Source organism: Rhodococcus sp. 14-1411-2a (assembly GCF_002259485.1).
Taxonomy (GTDB): Bacteria; Actinomycetota; Actinomycetes; order Mycobacteriales; family Mycobacteriaceae; genus Rhodococcoides.
On the sequence record NZ_NPGA01000019.1, the window covers coordinates 283,397 to 309,199 of the forward strand.

Here is a 25,803-nt window from a genome sequence, read left to right on the forward strand (position 1 = left end):
GAATTAAAGTAACTATCGCGCGGACGACGTGGCTGCCGGCGATCCGGTTGAGAGATGTTCGCGCGCACTGTTTTCGGTGGCATCAGCGGGCATGAACACGGCAACGGTCCACGCCGATTGCGCTACCGCCACGAGGGAACCCGAGCGCACAAGGGAGTGGAGCAGTCGCGCCGCGAGGTTCAGTGCCGGAGCGCGTCGATCAGCGCACGCGCCACATCCGTCCCCGAACGCCAGGCGCTCTCCACCCTGGGCACTCCGGCTTCGCACCATTGATCGCCCGCCAAACCGACGAAGCGTCCGTCCTGTTGCTGCAACGCGAAGTTCGAATCGTGCTGCGTCGCAGGCTTGGCGAATGTCCATCGATGAGCGTGACTCCACGCGGGTGCCGCCGAGACGACGGACAATTCGCGCAGGGCGTCGAGAACCGGGGCGATCGCACCATCGGGATCGTCGAGATGCTGCTGAGCTCGTTCCGACGTGGTGTGCGCAACCAGAACCGGCGCGCCGTCGCCGCGGCGTGCACCGTCGTCGACGACAAAATCGATATCAGGATGATCGTTGACGAACGCCGCATCGCGGAAGGGGATGTCGAGCCCGTCGAACCCACACGCCACCGCGATGACAGGAACGTAATCGACGGCATCGGGGACGGCGATCAGTCGCGCCGCCTGCGGATCCGGCATCGCGACTACGACATGGCCGTCGGGCAATTCGGTCAGCTCGGTGGAATGCTCGATGTCGAAGCCCTCGAGCATGTTTCGTACCAGCGAACGCAGCCCGTTCGGGGTAGCCCAGCGAACGGGTCCGGTCGTTGTGCACGGGGCTGTTGCGGGCTTGAGGATGCCGAACGTGTTGGCCCACTGGCGCGCCAACCCAGCCGACTCCCAATCGGCAACCACGGTCGAGAATTCCTGATCACGAACGGTGAAGTAACCGGCGCCCAGGTCGACGCGACGGCCGTGCAACTCCGGCGATGACATCCGCCCACCCGGAGCTCGGCCTCGGTCGACGATGCGGAACGGCACGTCTGCGTCGCGAAGAACCCGCGCGCAGGCCGCACCGGCTATGCCGGCACCGACGATGGTGACCGGATCGGTGATGCTGTCCGCTTGGGAGTTCATGCGTCCAGTATGCCCGGATTCGCGCGAATATCTCTGTACCACCGCCTGTCTGGACATAACGGTCACCCGCTGCGTCGGCGTTCACATTGTGTTCGACTACAGGGATGGCCATTACGGAGAAGCCGGACACCGGCGAGAACGGACTCGGTACCAGCCTGAAACCACGGCACGTGACGATGATTTCGATAGCCGGAGTCATCGGCGCGGGATTGTTCGTGGGTTCGGCCAACGCGATCGCGACGGCAGGCCCGGCGGTGCTGCTGGCGTACCTGTTCGCGGGAACACTCGTGATTCTGGTGATGCGCATGCTGGGGGAGATGGCGACGGCCAATCCCGACACCGGCTCGTTCTCCACGTATGCCACACGCGCACTCGGACATTGGGCCGGGTTCTCGGTCGGATGGCTCTACTGGTGGTTCTGGGTGTTGGTGATACCGGTGGAAGCCACCGCGGCAGCGTCGATTCTCACCAACTGGCTCGGCGGAGCCCAGTGGATGTGGGCACTGCTCATCGTCATTGCCCTCACCGCGACCAACCTGATCAGCGTCGGTAACTACGGCGAATTCGAGTTCTGGTTCGCGCTGGTGAAGGTTGTGGCAATCATCGCGTTCATCGGCCTCGGGATCGCGGCCATCCTGGGATGGCTACCCGATTCGGAAGTCAGTGGTGTGGACCAACTCTGGGCCTCGGGAGGATTCATGCCTCTCGGGTTCGGCGCGGTGATCGCGGCCATGCTGACGACGATGTTCTCGTTCATGGGCTCGGAAATCGTCACCATCGCTGCTGCCGAATCCAAGGACCCGGCAAAGGGAATCACCCGCGCCACCAACTCGGTGATCTGGCGAATCTCGATCTTCTACTTCGGTTCCATCTTCGTCATCGTCGCTTTGGTGCCCTGGAACGAGCTGGACCCCAATACGGGCTCGTACCAATTCGTGCTGTCCAAGATGGGAATTCCGCACGCCGAGACCATCATGGACATCGTCATCCTGACTGCCGTCGCGTCCTGCCTGAACTCTGCGCTCTACACCGCGTCGCGCATGCTGTATTCGCTCGGCGACCGAGGCGACGCACCCCGGGCGGTCAAGAAGATCACCACGAACGGGGTGCCGTGGATCGCGGTGATCGCCTCGATGGTTCTCGGCTTCCTCGCCGTGATCGGAAACTACATCCTGCCCGAGAAGCTCTTCACCTACCTGCTGGCGACCACCGGTGCCGTCGCCCTGTTCGTCTACCTTGCCATCGCCAGCAGCCAGCTGGTGCTGCGACGTCAACTCGACCGCGACGACGAACGCCCTGCCGTTCGGATGTGGCTCTACCCGTGGTTGACCTACCTGGCCATCGGATTCATCGTCTTCGTCCTGGTGATGATGGTGGTCCGGCCGGAGCAGCGGTCGTCGATCCTGCTCTCGGCCGTCCTCGCCGCAGTGACCGTGATCGGCGGAATAGTGGTGCAACGCCGAAATACGCGGCGCGACACTGTTGCCGCCCGCGCATCGGAGTGAGTGCGACTAGATTCCCGCGTACACCTGCCGGTACAGATCGACGATCTGTTCGGCGGTCGGCACGACCGGATTGTTGCCCGGGCTGCCGGACGCGAGTGCCTGCTCGGCCATGAGCGGCAACAGGTCGTCCCATTTCGCCTTGTCGATACCGAAGGTCTCCGGCGTCGGCACCTCCACCTCACGGCACAGTGTGACGATCGCATCCTGCAACTTGCCACCGGCAAGCTGATCGGAATCGCTTTCCGACGCCGCGCCCAGAGCGCGTGCGCAGTCGGCGTAGCGCGCCTGTGCCCCGTCGATCGAGAATGCGGTGACGGCAGGCAACAGCATCGCGTTGGAAAGCCCATGTGCAACATGGAAATGCGCCCCGATGGGACGACTCATCCCGTGCACCAGGCAGACGCTCGCATTGGAGAAGGCCATTCCGGCCTGCGTCGAGGCATGCATCATGGCCTCGCGCGCCTGCCGGTCGTCGCCGTCCCGATACGCCCGCAGCAATGACGTCCCGATCGTGCGAATCGCACTGAGCGCCAAACCGTCGGAAATGGGGTTGGCCTTCTTGCTGACGTACGCCTCGATGGCGTGGGTGAGAGCATCGACACCGGTGTCGGCCGTCAGGCGCGCCGGCATCGACATCGTCAACTCGAAGTCGATGATCGAGGCGATCGGCAGAAACGACAGCCCGGGGCACAACATCTTTTCGTCCGAGGCGACGTCGGTGATGATGGTGAACTGAGTTGCCTCCGAACCACTTCCGGCCGTGGTGGGGATTGCGATGATCGGAAGTGCCGGGCCGGTCGACAGCACGGGAGCTTTGAAGTCCCGCATCGTGCCGCCCTGCACCGCGAGGATGGCCAACGCCTTGGCCGTGTCCATCGGACTGCCACCGCCGAACCCGATGATCGAATCGGCCGAATGCTGCTGCACCGCGTCGAGACCGGCCACCAACGAATCGGTCGTCGGATCCGGAACGGTGCCCGAGAACAAGGCAGGCGTCTTACCGGCCTCGGTCATGATCTTCATCAAACGATCCGCCGAGCCGTTGCCGGCCATGAACGCATCGGTGACGAGCAACGGCCGTGACACGTCGAGGTCGGTCAGAACCGTCCCCAGCTCCTCGACGGCACCGCCGCCCAGCTTGAGAAACCGAGGAAACGAAATATTGGCAACCATGGGTGTGCTCCTTAGCGCTGTGGACCCATGTGAGCGGAAATTCGTAACCTGCTACGAAGTTCCGTGCACATGCGTCAGCTCTGTTTCTGGGCTCAGCTGTTTTCGGGGAAGCCGAGGTTGATGCCGCCGTGGCTGGGGTCGAGCCAGCGACTGGTGACAGCTTTGCCGCGGGTGAAGAAGTGGACACCCTCGGTGCCGTGGGCGTGGCTGTCGCCGAAGAGGGAGTTCTTCCAGCCACCGAAGCTGTAGTACGCCATGGGAACCGGGATGGGCACGTTGATGCCGACCATGCCGACCTCCACCTCGTTCTGGAAGCGACGGGCAGCCCCACCGTCGTTGGTGAAGATGGCGGTGCCGTTGCCGTACGGGTTCTCGTTGATCAGTCGAAGCGCGTCGTCGTAGGTCTCGACGCGGACGACCGAGAGGACCGGTCCGAAGATCTCGTCGGTGTAGACGCTCATGTCGGGAGTCACGTTGTCGATGAGGGTGGGGCCGAGCCAGAAACCGTCGGTGCCACCGTCGGGCTGGACGGTGCGTCCGTCGACGACGAGGGTGGCTCCGGCTGCTTCGCCTGCATCGACGTACGAGGCGACCTTGTCACGGTGGGCCTTGGTGACGAGTGGACCCATGTCTGCCCCTCGGGTGCCGTCGCCGGTGACCAGCGGGGTGGTGCGTTCGGCGATCTTCGCGACCAGTTCGTCGGCGACGTTCCCGACGGCCACGAGTGCGGAGATGGCCATACAGCGTTCGCCTGCGGAGCCGAAGCCTGCGTTGACCATGGCGTCGGCGGCGAGGTCGAGATCTGCATCGGGGAGTACGACGGCGTGGTTCTTGGCACCGCCGAGGGCTTGGACGCGCTTTCCGTGTGCGGTGCCGGTGGAGTAGACGTACTGGGCGATGGGGGTGGAGCCGACGAAGGAGATCGACTTGATCTTCTTGTTCTCGAGGAGTTCGTCGACGGCAACCTTGTCGCCTTGGAGGACGTTGAACACCCCGTCGGGCAGACCGGCCTCGGCCCAGAGCCGGGCGAGCCAGATACTCGCGCTCGGGTCTTTCTCCGAGGGCTTGAGTACCACGGTGTTGCCGGCCGCGATGGCGATGGGGAAGAACCACATCGGGACCATGGCCGGAAAGTTGAAGGGGGAAATGATGCCGACCGGTCCGAGCGGCTGGCGGATGGAGTAGACATCCACGCCGGTCGAGGCATTCTCGGTGTATCCGCCCTTGAGCAGATGCGCCATGCCGCAGGCGAATTCGACGACTTCCTGGCCACGAGAGATCTCACCGAGGGCGTCGGAGAGCACCTTTCCGTGCTCGGAGGTGATGATCTCGGCGAGCTCGTTCTTCCTCGCGTTCAACAATTCTCGAAACGAGAACAGGATCGATGTGCGTTTGGCGAGGGAGGTGTCACGCCACGCCGGGAATGCGGCTGCAGCGGCGTCGATGACCGCCCGGGCGTCGCCCTGATCGGCCAGGGTGAGCGCGCCGGTGACCTCACCGGTCGCGGGGTTCGTGACGGGCGCGGTTCGGTCGGAGGTGCCGTAATAGGTCTTTCCATCGAGCCAGTGCGCAATGACGTCGGTCAACGTTCGATCCTTCCATCGGTGTGTTCCGAGTCTCACTTGTAAGGATGCACATGTCAAAGGCCAAAACCGCAGATCGCTGTGCAGAAATGCACACCGGCGATAGTCTCGGTGGGTGTTCAACGCAGACCACCTCCGCTACTTCCTCGAAGTGTCGAGGACCGGGCGTTTGACCGACGCCGCGCACACTCTCGGTGTGGACCACACCACCGTCGGTCGGCGCATCACCGCGCTCGAGAAATCGGCCGGTCAACGCCTGTTCGACAGAACGCCGACGGGTTGGCGGCTCACCGAGGCGGGTCGACGCCTCGTCGGATATGCCGAGACCGTCGAATCGACACTCATCGCCGCCTTCGAGGATCAGACCTCCGACACCGGCACACTGCGAGGGACCGTTCGCATCGCAGCCCCGGACGGGTTTGGAGCGTTCGTTCTGACACCGAAACTGGGGCTGCTCAGAGACAAGCACCCCGACCTCGACATCGAATTGGTCACCGCCACCGAGCACAACTCGTTGGCCACCAGGGAATTCGACATCGCAATCACGTTGGAGCGGCCGTCGCCGCGATTCGTGGTGACTCGCAGGTTGGCCACGTACTCCCTCGGGCTCTACGCTGCCGCCGAGTATCTCGCCGCGACGTCGCCCATCGACACCGTCGACGATCTACGAGAACACACGCTGATCTCGTACGTCGACGCGTTGCTCGATGTGGCACCGCTGCGAATCCTGGATGCGATTCTGCCGGAGGGCCGCGCGCAGATTCAGACCAACAACATCACCGGGCAGTGGATCGCGGCGAGATCCGGGGTGGGAATTGCGCCCTTGCCCAGCTACATCGGTGAGCCCGACGAGGCCCTCGCGTCGGTGTTGCCCGGCGTCGTCTCGGTCGAGCGGACGTATTGGACGGTGGTGCCGCGAGAGCTGACCGGTCTGGCGCGGGTGAAGGCCGTCGACGAATTCCTGCGGTCGGTCGTGACCGACGAACAACATCTCTTTCCTGTGTCGCAGTAACGACGCGAGAAGTGCACAGTCCGAGAGTGCCGGTGGCCGTTGATATTTGGACGTTTCGATGAGACGCGCGTCTCGTGATGACGGACACACGTGACGCCGACCTCAAAGAAGTGGGAAACAGTGAAGATAGGGGTAACAATCTGTTACAGACACATCCGCGGACGCGGATCCACTCGAGATTCTGGGGGAATCATGACACTGTTCGTAATGGCAACGGTCGGCTTCGTCGGTATGGCAATCGCACTGCTCAACGACGGAAGCGACATGAATTTCCGTGGCCGCCAGTTGGCGGGCGCGTACCGCCAGCGCTGAGTCCGGCATACCGAATTCCTGCGCCGGGTGCACAGTTGGCAAGATTCGTGGGATGTGGACACACCCCCGAGCGATCGGCTTACTGGTCGGCTACGGCCTCGATCGAGTGTTCGCAGACCCACGACGCTGGCACCCGGTGGCAGGATTCGGCACCACGGCGCTGCGCGTCGAACACGTCCTCTATCGCGATAGTCGGGCCCTCGGCGTCGTCCACGCAGTCGCGCTGATCGGCTCGGTGACCGCACTCGGCGTCGGGTCGAACCGCGTGGCCGTTCGTGTGGGTGCACCCGCCGAGGTCGCTCTGGTCGCGGCCGCTACCTGGGCCGCCCTCGGTGGCACGTCCCTGTCGAAGGTGGGTCGGCAGATGGCGGACCACCTCGACAACAACGACCTCGCGAGCGCACGCGCACTGCTGCCGTCACTGTGCGGTCGGGATCCGGAACCACTCGACTCCGACGGCCTCGCGCGCGCCGCACTGGAGTCCATCGCGGAGAACACCTCCGACGCGACCGTCGGAGTGCTGGTGTGGGGAGCACTGGCCGGGGTCCCGGGAATTCTGGCCTACCGAGCGAGCAACACGCTCGACGCGATGGTCGGCTACCGGTCTCCGAAGTATCTGCGTTTCGGTTGGGCCGCAGCGCGAATCGACGACGTTCTGAACCTGCTACCGGCTCGCGTCACCGGTGTGGCGACGGTTGTCGCAGCGCCCTCGGTGCAGGGATCGCCCGCCCGAGCCCTGAAGATGTGGCGACGCGACGCCGCGCAGCACCCCAGCCCCAACGCCGGTGTTGCGGAGGCGTCGGCTGCCGGGGCACTGGGGCTGCAGCTCGGCGGCAGAACGCAGTACCGTCACGGCATCGAGATCAGGCCGACACTCGGTGACGGCCACTCGCCGACCGCACGCGATCTTCGTCGATCGGTGGCACTGTCGAGCCGAGTGCAGGAACTGTCCGCGGTCGCGTCAGCGATTCTTGCCGTAGCGATCGGCCAAGCGAGGATCCGACGGCGTCGTCGGGCGTGACGCCGCGCGCGCCTTTGCCCGCTTCTCGCGGCGGGTGGGCAGCGTGAATTCTTCTTCCTCGTCCGGTCCGGCCTTGTCCTCCGGCTCGGGCTCGGTCTCCGGCTCGCCGGACATCGCATTCGCGAGCTCGGCACGCGAATTGCGGCGTTCGCGTATCTCCGCCCGAGCGAAATACGCCAGACCCAGCGGTGCCATGATGCCGAACGCCAGCCATTGCAGACCGTAGGACAGATAGGGGCCCGCGTCGGTCTGCGGTAGCTCGATCAAGCCGAGACCGCCCGGCTGAGCGTCGTCGAGCTGTAGGTATCCGTCGATGGCGTCGACTCCGACCGCCGCGCCGATCTGTTCCGGATTGATGTTGTAGACCTGCAGCCGGCCGTCGTCCTCGACGGGCTCGCGCGAGGTGCCCTCGGCTTGGCGTACCCGTGCGTTCAGCGTCACTTCACCGGCGGGTGCCGCCTCGAACTCGGGCGCTCTGGTTCCCTCCACCGGCAACACGTACCCGCGATTGACGAGCACAGTGGGCCCGCCGTCGATCACGAACGGGGTGATGACCTCGTATGCGGGCTGATCGCGGATGCTGCGCAGTCGCACCAGCACGTCGGAATCGGTGACATAGGCCCCGGAGGCGATGACCCGACGCCACTCGTCCTCGGCCGGAAACCCGTTTGCGGTGAGAACGTCGGAGATCGGCACCGGATCCGCGTCGACGGATCGGGTGATCAGATCGTTGCGCGCGGACGTCGAGGTGTTCTTCCCCAACTGCCACGGAGCGAGCACGCTGAAGCACAGGAACGCGAAGGCCAGCACCACCGCAGCCAGCACCAACCATTTGGGTCGCAGCAAGAACGCTAACTTTCGCACTCCACCACGGTAGCCGGGTCAGCGAGAGAGTCGAGACCGTGCCCAGTCCAGCATGCCGGGAACGGCACTTTCGATTTGCTCGCGCACCTCGGTGAACGCCGAATCGGAGGAGTAGTACGGATCGGCCACCGAGGAGTCGTCGGCATCGGGATCGAACGACCGCAGCAAGGCGACGCGATCTGCCGGAGCGCCGAGCTGCAGCAGGGCGCGGGCGTGGCCGGAGTCGAGGGCGACGATCAGATCTGCCGCCAGGTGATCCGGTCCTACCTGCGCTGCCTCGTGCTCGCTGTCGTATCCGTGGGCATCGAGCTCGGCGACGGTGCGTGGATCTGCGCCGTCGCCCACGTGCCAACCGCCGGTCCCGGCACTCGAGACGCGCACCGCGTCGCCCAGACCGGCGTCGCGCAGATGCCCTGCGAAGACCTTCTCGGCCATCGGTGATCGGCAGATGTTGCCGGTGCACACGAAGGTCACATGCAGTGGCTCGTTCACTGCACGGCCGCCGTGTTCTGCTCCAGCACGGTGGCCAGTTCGTCCATGCTCGACGCGGTGAACGCGGCGTCGTCGCCCTCGCCGTCGACGCCGTAGCCCCACTCCACGTACACCGTGGGAATGCCGAATCGAGCGGCACCGTGCACGTCGTGATCACGATCACCGATCATGATCACCCCGGCTGTGCCGCCGTCCGCGGACTCCACCGGATCGATGCCGAGGTTGGTCAGCGAATGTGCGATCACATCGGACTTCGCCCGTCGGGTGCCGTCGTTGCTGGCCCCGCCGATGAACTCGAAGTACCGCGACAGACCGAAGTGGTCCAGAATCCGGACGGCGAATCGCTCCGACTTCGACGTCGCAACGCCGAGGCGCACGCCGCGTTCCTGCAATCGCGTCAACACCGTCTCGATGCCGTCGAACGCGGTGTTCTCGGCCCAGCCGCGCTCGTCGTAGCGTTGGAAGTACGCCGCCAGTGCGCGCTGCGCTGCATCCTCGTCCAGGCCGAGCCCGCGCAACGTGTCGATCAGAGGTGGTCCGACGACCATCGACAGCTGTTCCTCGGTCGGTTCGGGAGCCTCGACCGACGCCAACGCATGACGAAAACCGGCATGAATTCCCGGTGCGGAATCGGTCAACGTCCCATCGAGATCGAACAGGACAACGGACGCGGGAGCATCGACAGACATGATCCGAGCCTATCGGTGCGGGCCGTTCGGTGACGGCGCGGCTACGCTCGTCGCGATGTCCGACACAGCTGCCGATCCCGATGCGCTACTCCGTCACCACGGCGACGTCGAGGTCGATTCCGGCTTCGTCGACTTCGCCGTCAACGTGCGCGGTGACGGACCGCCGGCATGGCTTCGCGATCGGCTGGCCGCGGCATTGAGTTCGTTGGGTTCGTACCCGAGCACGGCCGCCGACAAGGCCGCACGAGAACAGGTGGCCGAACACCACGGCCGCTCACCGGACGAGGTGCTGCTGCTCAGCGGCGGGGCCGAGGGGTTCTCGATGCTGCCGCGGCTCGAGCCCCAGCTGGTGGCGACGATCCACCCGTCGTTCACCGAGCCCGACTGGGTGCTCGAGCAGGCGGGCATTCCAGTGCACCGAGTGATCCTGCCGCCGCCCTTCGAGCTCGATCCGACGCTCGTGCCCGATGCCGCCGACATGGTGATCCTCGGCAACCCGACCAACCCCACGTCGGTCTTGCATCCCCGTGAGGCGGTACTGAGTCTGCGCGGATCCGGACGCACGCTGGTGATCGACGAGGCCTTCGCCGACGCAGTTCTCGGGTCGGGGGAATCGGTCGCCTCACAGAGCCTTCCCGACGTGCTGGTCCTGCGGAGCCTGACGAAGACGTGGGCGCTGGCGGGATTGCGATGCGGATATGCGCTGGGCCACCCCGACGTCCTCGCACGGCTGCAGTACGGCCGCGCGCACTGGCCTCTGGGGAGTCTGCAGCTCGAAGCGATCCGCGCCTGCACCGAACCGTTCGCCGTCGATCGGGCACGCGCCGAGTCCGAGCGAATCCACCGCGAACGAACTGCGATGATCCCGCGACTCGAGGCTCTGGGCCTCGACGTCACCGGACCCGCCCGCGCCCCGTTCCTGCTGCTGCGCGTCGACGGAGCCGATTCGGTCCGAGAACGCCTGCGCACGATGGGTATCGCGGTGCGGCGCGCAGACACGTTCCCGGGGCTCGACCGTCACTACCTGCGCGTCGCGATACGGGACTCGCAGCAGGTCGACATACTGGTGGACGCGTTGAACACCGTTCTGTGAGGAGAGCATCGACCATGGCAGTGACACTGGCGGACGTCATCGAGGTACTCGACGACGCGTACCCACCCCGTCTGGCGGAGAGCTGGGACTCGGTGGGCCTGGTGTGCGGAGATCCCGAAGCTGTTGTGCAGCAGGTCGTGTACACCGTCGACGTCACCGACGCCGTGGTCGACGACGCCATCGCTCGGGGTGCCGATCTCATCGTCGCCCACCATCCCTTACTGCTCAAAGGCGTCGACACCGTCGCGGCCGACACCGCGAAGGGCTCGGTGATCCATCGCCTGATCAAGGCCGACTGCGCGTTGTTCACCGCCCACACCAACGCCGACTCCGCCGATCCCGGTGTCTCCGACGCGCTCGCGTCCGCCCTCGGCGTGATCGACACCAGACCTCTCGATCCCATTCCTGCTCCCGCACATGACAAGTGGGTGGTCTTCGTGCCGACCTCCGACTCCGCTGCGGTGCGACAGGCAATGTTCGATGCCGGAGCCGGACAGATCGGCGATTACAGCGAAGCCAGCTGGCAGAGCGCGGGTCTCGGCCAGTTCCGTCCGGGTCCGAACGCACACCCGACCCTCGGTGTTGCCGGAGAGGTGCACACCGAGGCGGAGGATCGAATCGAAGTCGTTGCTCCGAAAGGACTACGTGCTGAGGTGCTTTCGGCAATGAGTCGGGCACACCCGTACGAGGAGCCCGCGTTCGACGTCTTCGAGTCCGCGGCTCTACCGTCGTGCACCGGTTTGGGGCGCATCGGAAAGCTACCGAATCCGATGACCCTCGCCGAGTTCACCGAGGTCGTCCGCGAGGCGTTGCCTGCCACGACGTGGGGAGTACGTGCGGCAGGAAATCCTGAGGCCACGGTCTCGGTGGTTGCGATGTGTGGGGGAGCGGGTGACTCGTTCCTGTCCGCGGTGGCGCGCACCGACGCCGATGTGTACGTCACCTCGGATCTGCGGCACCACCCCGTCGACGAGCATCTGCGCGCCGGCGGCCCCGCCGTGATCGACACCGCGCACTGGGCCTCGGAGTTTCCGTGGTGCGAACAGGCGAGAGGCGTCGTCGACGCTGCGTTCGGCGACACCGACCGTTGGAGCAGCCGCGTCACCGACGTGCGGACCGACCCGTGGACGCTGTGACCATCGAGCCCAGCGACCGGCGGTGAGGTGGATCCGGCTGTCTGGGTTTCGGGTAGCCGGTAGGGTGATCTCTTATCAACTTCCATAGTCGCAGGAGTCATCAAGCGTGAACGTCGATCCCAAAGTCCAGGCCTCGCTGCTCGAATTGGCCGGTGTGGATACCGAACTCTCGCAGATCGCCCACCGCCGCAAGAGCCTCCCCGAGCAGCAGGAGGTGGACAAGCTCGAGACCGAGCGAACCACCCGCAAGGATGCCGCGGTGACGGTGCAGATCTCGATGGACGACCTCGATCGGGACATCCGCAAACTCGAAGGCGAGGTCGACGCAGTCCGGCAACGCGAGGCTCGCGACAAGAAGATGCTCGAGAGCGGCACGATCGCCCCGAAGCAGATGACCGAACTGCAGCACGAACTCGGCAGCCTCGAACGTCGCCAGGGCATCCTCGAGGAGGAGCTGCTCGAGGTCATGGAGCAGCGCGAGGCCAGTGAGCGGGACTACGAGCACGCCGGTGCGCAGCTGACGCAGATCGAAGACGAACTCGTCGATGCCGGCCGTCGTCGCGACGACGCCGTCGCAGACCTCGACGTCGCTGAGAAGCGCAGCGCCGAGCGCCGCGAATCGTTGGCCTCGGGATTGCCCGCGGATCTGCTTGCGCTCTACGAGAAGCAGCGAGCGCTCACCGGCCGCGGTGCGGCACTGCTGCAGGCTCGCCGTTGCGGAGCGTGTCGCATCGAACTCGATCGCAACGAGATCGCAAGCATCGCCAACAAGCCCGCGGATGCTCTCATTCGTTGCTCGGAGTGCAATGCAATCCTGGTGCGCACCAAGGAATCCGGGATTTGAGTCAGGTGTCGAGGGTCGTCGCCGAGGCCGACGGTGGATCGCGTGGCAACCCCGGCCCGGCCGGGTACGGCGCAGTGGTGTTCAGTGCCGATCGCTCGCAGGTTCTGGCCGAGCGTCGGGCATCGCTCGGCGTGGCCACGAACAACGTCGCCGAGTACAACGGACTGATTGCAGCACTGAGCGCGGCTCGTGATGTCGGGGCCCGTGAGGTCGCGGTCCGCATGGACTCCAAACTCGTCGTCGAACAGATGTCCGGGCGCTGGAAAGTGAAGCACCCGGACATGATTCCGCTTCAGCGCACAGCGGCCGACCTGGCCCGCCACTTCGATTCCGTGACCTACGAGTGGATTCCGCGTTCGCAGAACTCGCACGCCGACGCACTGGCGAACGAGGCTATGGACGCCGCGGCCGAGGGTGCGGACCTATCGGAATTGCCCGATGCCGAGCCGGTGGCGAAGAAGGCCGAGTCGCCCGGCTGGACCGGTGCCATGGGGGAGCCGACTCGCCTGCTGTTGCTGCGTCACGGCCAGACCCCCATGTCGGTGGACCGGCGCTACTCCGGTCGCGGCAACCCCGATCTGACCGAATTGGGTCGACGTCAAGCCGATTCTGCCGCAACGGTTCTGGGGTCGCGCACCGATATCGACGCCATCGTTGCCTCGCCACTGGGGCGCGCGCAACAGACCGCCTCGGCGACAGCCGACCGCTTGGGATTGCCCGTCACCACCGTCGACGGTCTCATCGAGACCGACTTCGGCGACTGGGAAGGCCTCACGTTCACCGAGGCCATGGAACGTCACCCCGACGCGCACAAGGCGTGGCGCGGCGACACCTCCGTCGCACCACCGAACGGGGAGAGCTTCGACGCGGTGCGCATGCGCATCGAAGCAACCCGCGACCAGTTGCTCACCGAGTACGCCGGGAAGACCCTTCTGGTGGTCACACACGTGACACCGATCAAGATGCTGCTGCAACTCGCCCTCGACGTCGGCCCGTCGCTGCTGTATCGACTGCACCTCGACCTCGCGTCGCTGAGCATCGCCGAGTTCTACCCCGACGGCGGGGCCTCGGTGCGATTGGTGAACGACACCTCGCATTTGGCGCGACTGACCTGACGGCCGGATGGCGCGGGTAACTGCACGTTGACGACTGGGCAGGTAGCGCCGTCATAGTCGGTGGTGCCGCAGTGACCGCGGACAAACTGCACGAGTGACCGTCGCCAGAGCGCATCCCGAACTGCTGTCTGTCGAGCAGTGGCGCGCGCTGGGTGAAGACGATTTTCACGCCGAGATCCAGGAGGGTGTGCTGATCGCGTCACCGCGACCGTCGAAAGCCCACGCCCGAATTCTGTTTCGACTGTGCGCACAGCTCGACGACCAGTTGCAGGGCGGTCTGGAGGCGTTACCGGAGGTCGAGGTTGTCGTCGATTCGGTAACGCCAGCGACGGTGCGGGTACCCGACGTGGTTGTGTGCGCACTCGACTCACCCGAGGCGCTGCACGACGAAGACGTCGTATTGGTTGTCGAGGCGATCTCGCCTGGGTCTCGTGGTACTGATGTGGTGACAAAACGCAGCGAGTACGCCGACGCGAGGATTCCCCATTACTGGATTGTCGATCCGGATGCAGCCACGCTCACAACGCTGGATCTGAGTCCGCACGGATATGTCGAGCAGGTTCGTCGAGGTCGATGCGTCATCGAATCTCCAGTGCCACTGACGATCGATCTCGACGCTGCGTTGAGCTGACACGACTGTCCATAGTCAAGTGGTACCTAATTTGCGTTCCGCTCCCAGTCGGCAGCCCGCGTTCATCGAAATCACTGCACCACAGTCGATCTCATTCGTATTTCGGCAACATGGATGGGCTCGTGGAGCGCTAGAAGATCCGCCGCGTGTTCTGGGCGTCGAATCGGAAATCGAGCGCCGTGCAACTCATCTCACACAGGGCCGATGTCGGAAGTAGTCAGCGGTGGCCCAGTCCACCGTCGACCGAGTATTGGCTGGCAGTGACGTAGCTCGACTCCTCGGAAAGCAGAAACAGCGCAACCGCAGCAGCTTCCGTAGCCGTCCCGATTCGGCCGAGCGGCACTCGGCCGAGGACGCCTGCCTCGAAGTCCTGGCGGGTCTCGGTATCCATGAAGCTTCGGAAACCTGTTTCGATTGCACCTGGAACCAGAGTGTTGACCCGAATTTTCCGAGGGGCAAGTTCTGTGGCCCAGGTGCGCGCAGCGGCAATGAGTGCCGCTTTTGTTGCCGCGTACACGGCGGTCAGCGGAGCCCCTTCGTAGGTCGACGTCGATGAGGTGACGACTACGGAGGCGGCGTCGCTCAGTTGATCACTCAGCGCGGCAAGCTGAAGCAGGGGGCCACGCACATTGGTTGCCATCATCGTGTCGAAGAAGGGAGTGCTGACGTCGGTAATCGGGGCGATGCCAGCGTAACCGGCATTGAACCACAGTCCGTCGATGACGAGCTCGTCCAATTGCTCGGCGAGTGTGTGTCCCGTGTCCGGGAGCGATGCATCATTGAACAAGACGGTGGCCGAACTGACTTCGTCAGCCAGAGCTGCCAGGCGTTCATTGTTCGTCCCAGTCAGAATCAACTGTGCTCCTTCGCGCGCCAGAAGTCGCGCGCCGGCCAGTCCTATTCCGTTGGTCGCTCCGGTGATCAGTATTCGTTTTCCTTCGAATCGTGAGGTCATGAACAGCACGCTATGTTCTAGAGTTCGCTCTAGGTCAAGCTGCGGGAGGTGGCAGATGTCCGAGTACACCATCGGAGAGGTCGCGAAAGCGGTCGGGCTCAGTGAGCATGCGCTGCGGTTCTACGAGCGCAAAGGTTTGCTCCTCGGGTCGGTAGAACGTACTGCCAGTGGACGCAGGCGATACAGCCAGATCGACATCGACTGGCTTCGGGTGTGTACCCGGTTGAGGGAGTCCCGTATGCCGTTGGCGGATCTCGAGCGGTTTGCCGTGCTTGTGCGAGATGGGGCAGGTAACGAGGCCGACCGTCTCGCGCTGCTCAGCACGCATCGTGCCCGAATCGACGCTCAAATCGCTGAGCTGGAACAGGCCCGCGACACAATCGCGTGGAAGACCGATGTCTACGAACAGAGGTTGCGTACCGGCAATATCGGGGGATTGTGGGACCCGACTGTAAGTCGGAACCAGCACCCGTAGGCGTGCTCGCCGTCGCTACAGCGACACGCCGGTCAGATCTGCAGCGCAAGCCACAGGCCCGCGACGGCCCCGACGATGGTCAGCGGCGTCGTGATTGCGCCCAGAGGAGTGAAGGTGCGCAGATCTGCCGGTTCGTCGTTGGCCGATGCGACGCGTCGCCACAGCATGATCGCCAGCGACCCGACGTAGGTCAGGTTGGGTCCGAGGTTCACGCCGATCACCATGGCCAACAGCAACGCCGGGGGAGCGTCGGCTCCGAAGGCGGCCAGTAGCAGCAGCGTCGCAGGCAGGTTGTTGACGATGTTCGACGCCACCGCCGCGATGGCTGCGGCTGCCAGGAGCGACGCGAACGTGGTGTCGGACGGCAGGATTCGCGCCAGCCAGTCGCCGATCGGCCCTGTCGTGACGCCGAGAACGACGATGCCGAGCAGAAAGACGAAGCCGCAGAACGGTAGATCGGCACCGCGCAGAATGGCGCGAGCACTGGTGTGCCGGCCCCGGAGTGCGGGGACGGCCAATGCCACCGATCCCATCGCGGCCACCCAGAACGGTTCGACGTCGAACAGGCCTGCCACCGCGAAGCCGATGAGTGTTGTGCCGAGGATGGCCAGCGTGGTTCGCGGTGCGGGGACGTCCTCGGCGCTCTGCTGAGTCGACTTCTCCGGCGGTGCGGCGGTGCGGCTCAGATCCTTGCGGAAGAAGATCAGGAACACCGCCAACTCGATGGCCACCGCGAAAATCCACGGCAGTGCCATCAGAGCGGTGAAATGCAGGAAGGTGAGTCCGGTCGCGGCGAAGGCAAGAAGGTTGGTCAGGTTCGACACCGGCAGCAGCGTCGACGCCGAATTGGACAGGTGTGCAGTGGCGTAACTGTGCGGACGCGGCGACATCCCCAGAATCCGCGCAGCGCCGATGATGGCCGGCGTCAGCAGAACCACGGTGGCGTCGAGGCTCAGTACCGCGGTGGTCGATGCCGCTGCAGCGAACACAAGGGTGAGCAACCGGCGGGGACTGCCCTTGGATCCTCGGCGGAGCTTCGCGGCTATCCACGTGAACACTCCGAGGGCGTCCGAGAGGTGCGCCAGGATCAGGATGAACGCCAGAAAGACCACGGTCGGAGCGAGTTCGAGTACTTGCTCGCGTGCGGCGTCGAGGCTGACGAGGCCGACGAGCAGAACGACCGCCGCGGCTGGAAGTGCGGCAACGATCTCCGGGAGACCGCGCGGGCGCACGATGGCGAAGACGAGAACGGCGGCCACCAGTGCCGCGGCGAGAACGGTCACGCGAGAATCTTCACCAGTGTGCGCACGTTTCGGGTGGTGGTCGTGGCCTTGTACTTCGCTTTGGCGGTGGCTTTGCCAAACGTGCTGTCGGTGGTGTTGCCCTTGCGCACCTCCCAATAGAGCACGCTGTTCCCCTCGGCAATCCTTTCGAGTTCAGGGTCGAGTTCTTCTGCAAGAGCGGACAATTCGGTCAAATGGCTGTCATCGCTACCGAACACCACATAAGAATGCCAGCCTTCCCGTTCGGCGTCGAACGGGTAGGACTCCACTATCGCTCGAAGCGTCGGCACGTCCAGGACGACAACCCAGGCCTGGTAGCCGAACGCCTGGGCGAGCGTGCTCTCCGCCTGTGCCTTGACGGCGTCGACGCGCAGCGAGGAGCCCAGCAGAACATTGCCAGTCGCCAGAACGGTGCGGACATCGGTGAAGCCGGCCGATGTCAGGGCCTCACGGAGATCGGCCATCTTGATGTTGATGCCACCGACGTTGATGCCGCGGAGCAACACGACCCACTCACTCATGGGAGGAACTGTAGTTCGGTTCCCGGCTGGCGCGGCTCGCCGAGTAGAGTGTGCAACCGCGAACGAGTTGGCCGGACGGCTGCGGCTCGGAGGACCGGCGAACGAGTGTCGTCGCGCTTCGGGCCGAGGAAAGTCCGGACTCCACAGAGCAGGGCGGTTGTTAACGGCAACCCGAGGTGACTCGCGGGACAGTGCCACAGAAAACAGACCGCCTGCGGATCGGTTCTTCGGAGTCGAACTGCAGGTCAGGGTGAAACGGTGCGGTAAGAGCGCACCAGCATCCCAGGTGACTGGGATGGCTAGGTAAACCCCGCCCGGAGCAAGGTCGAAGGCTGCATCGCGCAAGGGGTGCAGCTGCGCAGGTGCTCGAGGGCTGCTCGCCCGAGCCTGCGGGTGGACTGCTCGAGGTACCCGGCAACGGTGTGCCCAGATGGATGGTCGTCGACGTCGGACCTGCGAGAGCAGGAACGGCAGACAGGATCCGGCTTACAGGCCGACTCGTTCGCACTCACCATTTCTCCCGCAGTTCGCCTGCGGCGTCGCTCCATGGGGCACACTGGAAGTCATGACCGACGACGACACCTCCTGGTACTACGACATCACCACCAAGCAGGTCGTACAGGGCAAGCAGACCAACGCCCTCGACCGCATGGGCCCCTATCCGGACAAGGCCACCGCGGAGCAGGCGCTGAAGATAGCCGCGGCGCGCAACAAGGCCGCCGATTCCGACGACGACTGGAACAACTGACGGTGCTGCTCACCCGGCTGAGGGCTCCGGGCTTCGACTTCGAGGCCATCAGATCCGAGTTCGCGCTCACCGAAACTTTCGACGCAGACGTGATGCGCGAGGCGATCGAAGCACGAGACCTGCACGCCGACAGCAGAATCGACCGCACCGACATTCCGTTCGTCACCATCGACCCACCCGGCTCGAAGGACCTCGACCAAGCCGTACACATCGAGAAGACGTCCAACGGGCTGGTGGTGCACTACGCGATCGCCGATGTGGGCGCACTGGTGACGCCCGGGGGAGCGCTCGATGCCGAAACCCGTCGACGCGGCCAGACGTTCTACCTCCCCGACGGATCCGTGCCGTTGCATCCACGAGAGCTGTCGGAAGGTTCGGGCAGCCTGCTGGAGGGGCAGACTCGCTGCGCCGCGCTGTGGACCATCGAACTCGACGACGTCGGCGAGGCGGCCGCGTGGACCGTCACCCGCGCCCTGGTGCGCTCTGTTGCACGGCTCGACTACGCCGCGGTGCAGGCTGACGTCGAAACAGGCACACCGCACCCCTCCATCGCGGCATTGGCGGAGTTCGGGGCACAGCGCGCGGCCGCAGCCAGGCGGCGCGGGGCAATCGACATCACACTGCCCGAGCAGGAAGTGACGCCGCACGGAAAAGGGTGGCGCATCGATCTGCAGCCCCGCACGGCAGTGGACGGGTGGAACGCCGAGGTGTCGCTCTTGACGGGGATGTGCGCCGCCAGAATCATGCTCGACGCCGGAATCGGCCTCGTCCGCACACTCCCACCCGCGCCCGCCGAGGCCGTGGAGACGTTGAAGAAGACAGCAACCGCGCTCGGAATCGACTGGCCGGCAGGGGCATCGGCCGGCGCAGTGCTGGCCGGTTTGCCAACCGGTGAGCCGTCGACACTGGCGATGATGACCCAGGCGACCGGTTTGCTGCGTGGTGCGGACTACCGCGCGTTCGATCGCACCACCACCCCTGCCGACAGCGACGAATCGGTGGAACATTCTGGAATCGGTGCCCCGTACGCCCACGTGACGGCACCACTGCGGCGGCTGTCCGATCGATTCGCCACCGAGGTGTGCCTGGCGGTCGTCGCCGGAACTCCGATACCGGACTGGGCCGCGCAGGCATTGCCGGAGCTGCCTGCAATCATGCGCGGATCGGATTCCGCGGCATCGAAAGTGGACCGCGCCTGCATCGACCTCACCGAAGCGCACGTACTCAAAGACCGAGTGGGCGAGCAATTCTCAGCGGTCGTACTGCGCGGTGCCGAGGGCAAGCGGGATGCCGAGGTGTTGGTGTCCGAACCGATCGTCCTCGGCAAGTGCGACGGGGAACCGCCCGCGGGGGAGTCGGTGAAGGTCCGGTTGATCCGGGCCGACACCGACTCGCGCGCAGTACGATTCGACTACTCGGCGGTCACGGCCTGAAACGATCCGTCGCCTCGACGAGGTGATGCACGATGCCGGGCTCGGCCGCAGAATGACCGGCATCGTCGACGATCACCAGATCTGCTGAGGGCCAGGCCTTGTGCAGTGCCCACGCGCTCGTTGCCGGGCACACGACGTCGTAGCGGCCCTGCACGATGACACCGGGAATGCCGTCGAGCAGGTGGGCGTCGCGCAGCAGTTGATTCTCTTCGAGAAAGCAGTTGTTCCGGAAGTAGTGGTTCTCGATACCAGCGAACGCCAGTGCGAACCGTGCATCCGAATTGGACTGCACTGCATCCGGTTTGGGCAGCAGGTAACTCGTCGCTGCCTCCCAGGTGGACCATGCCACCGCAGCTCGCGTCGCGGCTTCGTGGTCCTCGGACATCAGCTGCCGGTGATACGCCTCGACGAGATTGCCGTCGCGCTCGTCTTCCGGAATGGGTTCGAGAAACTTCTCCCACAGATCGGGGAAGATGTGGCCTGCCCCGCCGCCGTAGTACCAGGCGATCTCCGACGGACGCACGAGAAAGATTCCCCGTAGTACGAGCCCACGCACACGATCACGGTGCGACTGCGCGTACGCCAGGGACAGCGTCGAGCCCCACGAACCGCCGAACACAAACCACGTGTCGATACCCAGGTGCTCGCGGAGCTTCTCCATGTCCGAGATCAACCGGTCGGTGGTGTTGACCGACAGATCTGCACCGTCGGCAATGTGCGGGGTCGACTGCCCGCAGCCGCGCTGATCGAACAACACGATTCGATAGGCCTGCGGGTCGAAATACCTGCGCTGCAACGGATTGGTGGCACCGCCCGGACCGCCGTGCACGAACACCACCGGCGCACCGTCGGGATTGCCGGAGACCTCCCAGTAGATCTGTTGGCCGTCGCCGACATCGAGGTGGCCGGTCTCCGCCGGATCGATTTCGGGGTAGAGGGTCCGCATCTCAGAAGCCCACCAGACCGGACGCGAGGTCCGGAATGTCGAGCGATCGGATGGCCTCGTCTCGTACGTCCGAACAGGTTTCCGTCGTGATGTCGTCGATGATCGCTCGGTCCTGCACCACCTGAAGATTGATGACGCCGCTCTGCGCCGCCCAGGTCTGCACGAGAATGTTGAGCCCGCCGCGACCAAGGGTGGGCCCTTGGACGCGCCAATTGGACAGCTGCGCTTCGAGATCGGTGCACAGCTGCTGCTTCTGCGCGTCGGTGATCGCTGCGCCCGCAGGCGGTGCGGTGACCGTCGGGGTCGGTGCGACCGTCGTGGTGGACGACGAACCGGTGTTGGTGGTGTCGGTGCTGCATGCAGTCGCTACGACGAGAAGCGCAGCCGCGCCTGCCAATGCGACTGCGCTTCTTCCTGCAATGGACGTCGTACCCCGTCTGATTGTCATGGCCCCGAGTGTGCCACCCGAACTCCGGCGAGGCGAGAACGATCAGTAGCTGTGTTCGGGACCGGGGAAGACTCCCGATCGCACCTCGGACATGTACGTCGTTGCCGCGGTCCGCAGTGAATCGCCGACGTCGGCGAACTTCTTCACGAACTTCGCGGTCTTGCCATTGGTGTATCCGGCCATGTCCTGCCACACCAGTACCTGCGCGTCGCATTCGTTGCCCGCGCCGATACCGACCGTCGGAATGGTCAGCTTGCGGGTCACCTGGCCGGCGATGTCGGCGGGAACCATCTCCATGACGACGGCGAATGCTCCCGCCTCTTGGACTGCGATGGCGTCGGCCACGAGCTGCTCGGACGCATCTCCGCGACCCTGGACGCGGAAACCGCCGAGGGTGTTGACGCTCTGCGGGGTGAAGCCGACGTGGGCCATCACCGGGATGCCCGCGGCGGTGATCGCAGCGATCTGGGCGGCCACGCGCTCGCCGCCTTCGAGCTTGACTGCGCCTGCGAGCCCTTCCTTCATGAACCGAACTGCGGTCTCGAGGGCCTGCTGCGGCGAGGCCTCGTACGTGCCGAAGGGCAGATCTGCCACGACGAGGGCGTGCGGTGCGCCGCGGACCACTCCGCGAACCAACGGAAGAAGCTCGTCCACGGTGATCGGCACGGTGGTGTCGTAGCCGTAGACGACGTTTGCCGCCGAATCGCCGACGAGGAGAACAGGTACGCCGGCTTCCTCGAAGATGCGGGCGCTGGAGTAGTCGTATGCGGTGAGCATTCCCCAGCGCTCACCGTCGGCTTTCATCTGCAGAAGGTGGTGGGTGCGGGTCTTGCGGGTCAACGCGGTGGAGGGTGCTTCCTGGGCAGATCCGCCGTACACAGCAGTTTCGGACATCTTTGTCCCTTTCTGGTCCTCGAGGCCCGCTCGGCGGGTCCCCGGGATGGGGTGTGATGACGTGCTCGAGTCTGCCACTGCGCGCGAACTGCCGGGAAGCTACCGGCAGTGCAATTCGTCACACCTCGTCGAGCGTCGCGTGGTCCCGCCAGCCGTTGGTGATCGGCATGCGGCGATCGCGACCGAACGCACGAGAGGTGACCTTGGTACCGATCGGGTACTGGCGCCGCTTGTATTCCGACGCATCGACCTTGCGCAGAATGTCCGCGACCACCGCCGCGTCGAACCCGGCCGCCACGATGTCCGCAAACCCTTGGTCGTGATCGACGTAGCGAAACACGATGGCGTCCAGTTCGTCGTAGTCGGGCAACGAGTCGGTATCGAGCTGGCCCGGCCGGAGCTCGGCGGACGGCGGCTTGTCGATGCTCGACTCCGGTATCGGAGGGATGTCACCACGGTCGGCAGCGGACTTGTTTCGCCACCGCGCCAGATCCCACACGAGCGACTTCGGCACGTCCTTGATCGGAGCGAAGCCGCCGACGGCATCCCCGTAGATCGTCGAATAGCCCACGGCCAGCTCGGATTTGTTACCGGTGGCGAGCACCAGATGGCCGAAGCTGTTCGACAGTGCCATCAACACCATGCCCCGGCAGCGGGCCTGAATGTTCTCCTCGGCCAAGCCGGTCAGATGCAGCTGGTCGACGTAGCAGGCCACCATGTTCGCAATGGGCTCGACGCGGAAATGGATACCGGTGCGCGACGCGAAATCCTCTGCGTCGGTGCGGGAGTGACCCGACGAGTACGTCGAGGGCATCGACACTCCGTGTACCGCGTCGTGGCCGAGGGCGTCGACTGCGATGGCGGCGACCACCGCAGAATCTATCCCGCCGGACAATCCGAGAGCCACCGAACGAAAACCGTTCTTGTGCACATAGTCTCGTAGTCCGGTCACCAGTGCGCCCCACACTTGTTCCTCGGTGCTCGCTATCTCTGCGAGGTACGGCTCGGCTCGCTGCCAGCCGGTGATCGCGACGTCGGGCAGCGGTATCCGGTCGATGCTCCAGCCGGGTACCGCCGCGGCGTCCGGACCCGGATCGGCGGGCGCATCGACGTCGACGATCAACAGATGCTCGACGAACTGCGGGGAGCGGCCCCAGGTGGAACCGTCCGGCCCGACGACGAAGCTCGCCCCGTCGAACACCAGCTCGTCCTGTCCACCGACCACGTTGACGTAGGCGATCGGGGCACCGATCTCGGTGGCTCGGCGCGCGGCGATGGAGCGGCGCACCTCGTCCTTTCCTTGCTCGAAAGGGCTGGCGTTGAGGCAGAGCAACATGTCGACTCCGGCTGCCCCGTAGGCCGGCACCGGCCCGCCCGGCTGCCAGATGTCCTCGCAGACAACGACACCGAGCCGCAGGCCGTTCACCGTCGTGATGCTCAGGCCGGATCCCGGAGCGAAGTAGCGGGCCTCGTCGAACACCCGGTAGGTGGGGAGCGAGTGCTTGTCGTATCGAGTGGCAACCCGTCCATCGGTGATCACTGCCGCGCTGTTCCGCGAGCCCTCGGCGTCGCGATCGAGGTAACCGACCACCACGATGCGGTCGCCGCACCCGGCACTGTCCAAGGCGGCAGCCAGCTCGGTGAGGGCGCGAGCCGATGCGGCGGCGAACGACGGTCGCAGAGCCAGATCCTCGACGGGGTATCCGGTCAGCGCCATCTCCGGGAACACCACCACGTTGGCACCGTCGTGGGCCGCGCGGACCGTCCACTCGACGATGGCTGCGGAGTTCGCCGCAAGATCGCCGACGACGGAGTTGATCTGGGCGAGGGCGAGTCGAAGTGCCTGCACTGCGCCCACGCTAGTGCTCGCACGACGTCCCCGCCGGGCAGCGAGAGCGGCGCGCTCGAAAGACCTGGCACGATCGTGTCCATGAGAACGCGCACCAGGAAGTCGGCCGTGGCGATGTCGGCCGTGGCCGTGGTGCTCGCAGGCTGCTCCGGCCCCGAGCCCACCGCCACACCGGAGAACTCCGCGGTGCCCGACGCCTCGTCGCCGGCATCGGTCGCCGGCCCGATTCCCTCGGGGCTCGAGGCGTTCTACACGCAGACGCTGGAGTGGGAGTCCTGCGACAGCTACAACACCGACGGCAGTGAACTGGGAAGAGCCGTCGAGTGCGCGATGGTGACTGTGCCGTTGGATTATGCAGACCCCGAGGGCAAGACGATCGAGGTCGCCATCTCGCGAACGGAGGCGACGGGCGAGAAGATCGGGTCGGTACTGATGAACCCGGGCGGGCCCGGGTCGTCGGGGCTCTACCTCGCCGGGCAGGCGGAAGGCACCGCCGTCGCCGATCGCTTCGATCGGATCGGCTTCGACCCGCGCGGGATCGGAGCATCCGATCCGGAGGTGCGATGCCTGACATCCGAGGAGGTCGACGAGGAACGTCGCGAACCCGATGTGGACGTCAGCCCCGAGGGCATCGCGGCGACCGAGGCCGAACATCGGGACTACGCCGCGCAGTGCGTCGAGCGCACCGGGGCGGACGTGCTCGAACACGTCGGCACCCGGGAAGTGGTGCGCGACATGGACGTCATCCGTGCGGTTCTCGGCGACGAGAAACTGACCTACATCGGTTACTCCTACGGCACCCGAATCGGGACCGCGTACGCCGAGGAGTTCCCGTCCAACGTGCGCGCAATGGTGCTCGACGGTGCGCTCGATCCGGACCAGTCACCCGTCGACGAAGCCGTCGCCCAGGGCGCGGCATTCCAGACCGCGTTCGATCAGTTCGCCGCCGACTGTGCACAGACCGACACCTGCCCGCTCGGAACCGATCCGGCCCAGGCCGTCGAGCAGTTCCGATCGCTGGTCGACCCGCTGATAGACCAGCCGGCCGAGACGACCGACCCTCGCGGTCTCAGCTACGACGACGCGATCACCGGTGCCCAGCAGGCGCTGTACTCGCAGCAGCTGTGGCGTCTGCTGCGGGCCGGATTGAACGAACTGCGCGACGGCAGGGGCGACACCCTGCTCCGGCTCGCCGACACCTACTCCGGACGGCTCGAAGACGGCAGCTACACCAACATCGACGACGCGTTCAACGCTGTTCGCTGCGTCGACGGCCCGCCGACCACCGATCGCGCCGAGGCCGACGCGGCGGACGTCAGGTTCCGCGCCGCCGCGCCGTATCTGGACGACGGCCGGGCGACGGGCAACGCGCCGCTCGACCTGTGCGCCTTCTGGCCGGTGCCGAACACGAGCGAACCGCACATCGTCGACGTCGAGGGACTGCCGACCCTGGTGGTGGTCTCGACGACCGACGATCCGGCCACGCCGTACCAGGCAGGTGTGGAGTTGGCTGCTCAGCTGCGCGGCGATCTGGTGACCTACGAGGGCACCCAGCACACGGTCGCCTTCTCGGGCGTCGAGTGCATCGACGATCCGTTGGTGAACTATCTTGTCGATCTGGTTCCGCCGGGGGACGGATTGCGGTGCTGACGTGCTACCT

General features: G+C 65.2%; 25 protein-coding genes and 1 other RNA gene. 13 read left to right on the plus strand and 13 right to left on the minus strand.

Annotation, left to right across the window (positions count from 1 at the left end; genetic code table 11):
* Nucleotides 1-179 precede the first annotated feature (179 nt).
* Nucleotides 180-1,121: an NAD(P)/FAD-dependent oxidoreductase gene (locus CH291_RS20010; protein ID WP_094688438.1), complete on the minus strand. Its 942-nt coding sequence runs from the start codon at nucleotides 1,119-1,121 to the stop codon at nucleotides 180-182.
* A 104-nt stretch (nucleotides 1,122-1,225) separates the two neighbouring features.
* Here CH291_RS20010 and CH291_RS20015 point away from each other — a divergent pair, with 104 nt between their 5' ends.
* On the plus strand, nucleotides 1,226-2,626 hold the full coding sequence (locus CH291_RS20015) for an amino acid permease (RefSeq protein ID WP_094640163.1): 1,401 nt from the start codon (nucleotides 1,226-1,228) through the stop codon (nucleotides 2,624-2,626).
* A gap of 6 nt (nucleotides 2,627-2,632) precedes the next feature.
* Here the strand turns inward: CH291_RS20015 and CH291_RS20020 are convergent, their stop codons facing one another.
* Both CH291_RS20020 and CH291_RS20025 read right to left on the minus strand, forming a co-directional pair.
* Nucleotides 2,633-3,799, minus strand: a complete 1,167-nt coding sequence (locus CH291_RS20020) for an iron-containing alcohol dehydrogenase (protein WP_094688439.1) — start codon at nucleotides 3,797-3,799, stop codon at nucleotides 2,633-2,635.
* 92 nt (nucleotides 3,800-3,891) lie between these two features.
* The gene (locus tag CH291_RS20025; protein ID WP_094688440.1) at nucleotides 3,892-5,385 is read right to left on the minus strand and encodes a CoA-acylating methylmalonate-semialdehyde dehydrogenase; all 1,494 of its coding nucleotides are present in this window, start codon (nucleotides 5,383-5,385) and stop codon (nucleotides 3,892-3,894) included.
* Between the two features lie 112 nt (nucleotides 5,386-5,497).
* On the opposite strand from CH291_RS20025, the gene CH291_RS20030 reads away from it, so the two are divergent.
* On the plus strand, nucleotides 5,498-6,394 hold the full coding sequence (locus tag CH291_RS20030) for a LysR family transcriptional regulator (protein ID WP_094670128.1): 897 nt from the start codon (nucleotides 5,498-5,500) through the stop codon (nucleotides 6,392-6,394).
* 364 nt (nucleotides 6,395-6,758) lie between these two features.
* Nucleotides 6,759-7,727, plus strand: coding sequence for a cobalamin biosynthesis protein (locus tag CH291_RS20035; RefSeq protein WP_094688441.1), 969 nt, complete (start codon nucleotides 6,759-6,761; stop codon nucleotides 7,725-7,727).
* Here the strand turns inward: CH291_RS20035 and CH291_RS20040 are convergent.
* The 3 genes from CH291_RS20040 to CH291_RS20050 are packed head-to-tail and all read right to left on the minus strand — an operon-like array spanning nucleotide 7,668 to nucleotide 9,772.
* Nucleotides 7,668-8,591, minus strand: coding sequence for an SURF1 family cytochrome oxidase biogenesis protein (locus CH291_RS20040; protein ID WP_068052193.1), 924 nt, complete (start codon nucleotides 8,589-8,591; stop codon nucleotides 7,668-7,670). The genes CH291_RS20035 and CH291_RS20040 overlap by 60 nt on opposite strands.
* Before the next feature lie 18 nt (nucleotides 8,592-8,609).
* A complete protein-coding gene (locus tag CH291_RS20045; RefSeq protein ID WP_179272133.1) occupies nucleotides 8,610-9,083 on the minus strand; it encodes a low molecular weight protein-tyrosine-phosphatase in 474 nt (157 codons plus the stop codon).
* Nucleotides 9,080-9,772: an HAD-IA family hydrolase gene (locus CH291_RS20050; RefSeq protein ID WP_094688442.1), complete on the minus strand. Its 693-nt coding sequence runs from the start codon at nucleotides 9,770-9,772 to the stop codon at nucleotides 9,080-9,082. The genes CH291_RS20045 and CH291_RS20050 overlap by 4 nt, the downstream gene beginning before the upstream one ends.
* A gap of 55 nt (nucleotides 9,773-9,827) precedes the next feature.
* Between CH291_RS20050 and cobC the strand changes: the two genes are divergently transcribed.
* The 5 genes from cobC to CH291_RS20075 all read left to right on the plus strand — a co-directional run bounded on the left by cobC (nucleotide 9,828) and on the right by CH291_RS20075 (nucleotide 14,591).
* Nucleotides 9,828-10,865 carry an Rv2231c family pyridoxal phosphate-dependent protein CobC gene (cobC, locus tag CH291_RS20055; RefSeq protein WP_094688553.1) on the plus strand — a complete coding sequence of 346 codons (1,038 nt, stop codon included), beginning with the start codon at nucleotides 9,828-9,830 and terminating at the stop codon, nucleotides 10,863-10,865.
* Nucleotides 10,866-10,879: 14 nt separating this feature from the next.
* Nucleotides 10,880-12,001 (plus strand): Nif3-like dinuclear metal center hexameric protein, encoded by a 1,122-nt coding sequence (locus CH291_RS20060; protein ID WP_094688443.1) that lies wholly within the window; start codon nucleotides 10,880-10,882, stop codon nucleotides 11,999-12,001.
* A 106-nt stretch (nucleotides 12,002-12,107) separates the two neighbouring features.
* Nucleotides 12,108-12,845 (plus strand): zinc ribbon domain-containing protein, encoded by a 738-nt coding sequence (locus tag CH291_RS20065; protein ID WP_032394446.1) that lies wholly within the window; start codon nucleotides 12,108-12,110, stop codon nucleotides 12,843-12,845.
* Between the two features lie 5 nt (nucleotides 12,846-12,850).
* Nucleotides 12,851-13,960, plus strand: coding sequence for a bifunctional RNase H/acid phosphatase (locus tag CH291_RS20070; protein WP_094688444.1), 1,110 nt, complete (start codon nucleotides 12,851-12,853; stop codon nucleotides 13,958-13,960).
* Nucleotides 13,961-14,054: 94 nt separating this feature from the next.
* Complete coding sequence (locus tag CH291_RS20075) at nucleotides 14,055-14,591, plus strand: Uma2 family endonuclease (RefSeq protein WP_094688445.1); 537 nt, start codon at nucleotides 14,055-14,057, stop codon at nucleotides 14,589-14,591.
* 217 nt (nucleotides 14,592-14,808) lie between these two features.
* Here CH291_RS20075 and CH291_RS20080 read toward each other — a convergent pair whose 3' ends face one another.
* Nucleotides 14,809-15,546: an SDR family oxidoreductase gene (locus tag CH291_RS20080; protein WP_094688554.1), complete on the minus strand. Its 738-nt coding sequence runs from the start codon at nucleotides 15,544-15,546 to the stop codon at nucleotides 14,809-14,811.
* A gap of 55 nt (nucleotides 15,547-15,601) precedes the next feature.
* Between CH291_RS20080 and CH291_RS20085 the strand changes: the two genes are divergently transcribed.
* Entirely contained in the window at nucleotides 15,602-16,021 is a 420-nt protein-coding gene (locus CH291_RS20085) for a MerR family transcriptional regulator (protein WP_094688446.1), read from the plus strand.
* Between the two features lie 32 nt (nucleotides 16,022-16,053).
* Here the strand turns inward: CH291_RS20085 and CH291_RS20090 are convergent, their stop codons facing one another.
* A complete protein-coding gene (locus CH291_RS20090; RefSeq protein WP_094688447.1) occupies nucleotides 16,054-17,304 on the minus strand; it encodes an SLC13 family permease in 1,251 nt (416 codons plus the stop codon).
* Nucleotides 17,301-17,825 (minus strand): DUF1697 domain-containing protein, encoded by a 525-nt coding sequence (locus CH291_RS20095; RefSeq protein ID WP_094688448.1) that lies wholly within the window; start codon nucleotides 17,823-17,825, stop codon nucleotides 17,301-17,303. The genes CH291_RS20090 and CH291_RS20095 overlap by 4 nt, the downstream gene beginning before the upstream one ends.
* Nucleotides 17,826-17,888: 63 nt before the next feature.
* On the opposite strand from CH291_RS20095, the gene rnpB reads away from it, so the two are divergent.
* From rnpB to CH291_RS20110, 3 genes are all read left to right on the plus strand, one after another.
* Nucleotides 17,889-18,330, plus strand: an RNA gene (rnpB, locus tag CH291_RS20100) — RNase P RNA component class A.
* Between the two features lie 60 nt (nucleotides 18,331-18,390).
* Nucleotides 18,391-18,573: a hypothetical protein gene (locus tag CH291_RS20105; protein WP_094688449.1), complete on the plus strand. Its 183-nt coding sequence runs from the start codon at nucleotides 18,391-18,393 to the stop codon at nucleotides 18,571-18,573.
* A gap of 2 nt (nucleotides 18,574-18,575) precedes the next feature.
* Nucleotides 18,576-20,006, plus strand: a complete 1,431-nt coding sequence (locus CH291_RS20110; protein ID WP_094688450.1) for an RNB domain-containing ribonuclease — start codon at nucleotides 18,576-18,578, stop codon at nucleotides 20,004-20,006.
* On the opposite strand, the gene pip is transcribed toward CH291_RS20110, so the two are convergent.
* The 4 genes from pip to CH291_RS20130 form a co-directional block, all read right to left on the minus strand.
* Nucleotides 19,996-20,952: a prolyl aminopeptidase gene (gene pip, locus CH291_RS20115; RefSeq protein ID WP_094640153.1), complete on the minus strand. Its 957-nt coding sequence runs from the start codon at nucleotides 20,950-20,952 to the stop codon at nucleotides 19,996-19,998. The genes CH291_RS20110 and pip overlap by 11 nt on opposite strands.
* Before the next feature lies 1 nt (nucleotide 20,953).
* Nucleotides 20,954-21,400: a hypothetical protein gene (locus tag CH291_RS20120; protein WP_176460269.1), complete on the minus strand. Its 447-nt coding sequence runs from the start codon at nucleotides 21,398-21,400 to the stop codon at nucleotides 20,954-20,956.
* Between the two features lie 42 nt (nucleotides 21,401-21,442).
* Nucleotides 21,443-22,294 (minus strand): 3-methyl-2-oxobutanoate hydroxymethyltransferase, encoded by an 852-nt coding sequence (gene panB, locus CH291_RS20125; protein WP_068052164.1) that lies wholly within the window; start codon nucleotides 22,292-22,294, stop codon nucleotides 21,443-21,445.
* A gap of 118 nt (nucleotides 22,295-22,412) precedes the next feature.
* Nucleotides 22,413-24,143, minus strand: coding sequence for an NAD+ synthase (locus CH291_RS20130; RefSeq protein ID WP_094640405.1), 1,731 nt, complete (start codon nucleotides 24,141-24,143; stop codon nucleotides 22,413-22,415).
* A gap of 81 nt (nucleotides 24,144-24,224) precedes the next feature.
* On the opposite strand from CH291_RS20130, the gene CH291_RS20135 reads away from it, so the two are divergent.
* A complete protein-coding gene (locus CH291_RS20135; protein ID WP_094688451.1) occupies nucleotides 24,225-25,793 on the plus strand; it encodes an alpha/beta hydrolase in 1,569 nt (522 codons plus the stop codon).
* The last annotated feature ends 10 nt before the right edge of the window (nucleotides 25,794-25,803 follow it).

What these genes read in the sequence shown, in the direction of transcription:
- CH291_RS20010 (WP_094688438.1), bottom strand. Translation starts at nt 1,121, where the DNA reads ATGAACTCCCAAGCGGACAGCATCACCGATCCGGTCACCATCGTCGGT.
- CH291_RS20015 (WP_094640163.1), top strand. Translation starts at nt 1,226, where the DNA reads ATGGCCATTACGGAGAAGCCGGACACCGGCGAGAACGGACTCGGTACC.
- CH291_RS20020 (WP_094688439.1), bottom strand. Translation starts at nt 3,799, where the DNA reads ATGGTTGCCAATATTTCGTTTCCTCGGTTTCTCAAGCTGGGCGGCGGT.
- CH291_RS20035 (WP_094688441.1), top strand. Translation starts at nt 6,759, where the DNA reads ATGTGGACACACCCCCGAGCGATCGGCTTACTGGTCGGCTACGGCCTC.
- CH291_RS20050 (WP_094688442.1), bottom strand. Translation starts at nt 9,772, where the DNA reads ATGTCTGTCGATGCTCCCGCGTCCGTTGTCCTGTTCGATCTCGATGGG.
- cobC (WP_094688553.1), top strand. Translation starts at nt 9,828, where the DNA reads ATGTCCGACACAGCTGCCGATCCCGATGCGCTACTCCGTCACCACGGC.
- CH291_RS20060 (WP_094688443.1), top strand. Translation starts at nt 10,880, where the DNA reads ATGGCAGTGACACTGGCGGACGTCATCGAGGTACTCGACGACGCGTAC.
- CH291_RS20080 (WP_094688554.1), bottom strand. Translation starts at nt 15,546, where the DNA reads ATGACCTCACGATTCGAAGGAAAACGAATACTGATCACCGGAGCGACC.
- CH291_RS20085 (WP_094688446.1), top strand. Translation starts at nt 15,602, where the DNA reads ATGTCCGAGTACACCATCGGAGAGGTCGCGAAAGCGGTCGGGCTCAGT.
- CH291_RS20095 (WP_094688448.1), bottom strand. Translation starts at nt 17,825, where the DNA reads ATGAGTGAGTGGGTCGTGTTGCTCCGCGGCATCAACGTCGGTGGCATC.
- CH291_RS20105 (WP_094688449.1), top strand. Translation starts at nt 18,391, where the DNA reads ATGACCGACGACGACACCTCCTGGTACTACGACATCACCACCAAGCAG.
- pip (WP_094640153.1), bottom strand. Translation starts at nt 20,952, where the DNA reads ATGCGGACCCTCTACCCCGAAATCGATCCGGCGGAGACCGGCCACCTC.
- CH291_RS20120 (WP_176460269.1), bottom strand. Translation starts at nt 21,400, where the DNA reads ATGACAATCAGACGGGGTACGACGTCCATTGCAGGAAGAAGCGCAGTC.
- panB (WP_068052164.1), bottom strand. Translation starts at nt 22,294, where the DNA reads ATGTCCGAAACTGCTGTGTACGGCGGATCTGCCCAGGAAGCACCCTCC.
- CH291_RS20135 (WP_094688451.1), top strand. Translation starts at nt 24,225, where the DNA reads ATGAGAACGCGCACCAGGAAGTCGGCCGTGGCGATGTCGGCCGTGGCC.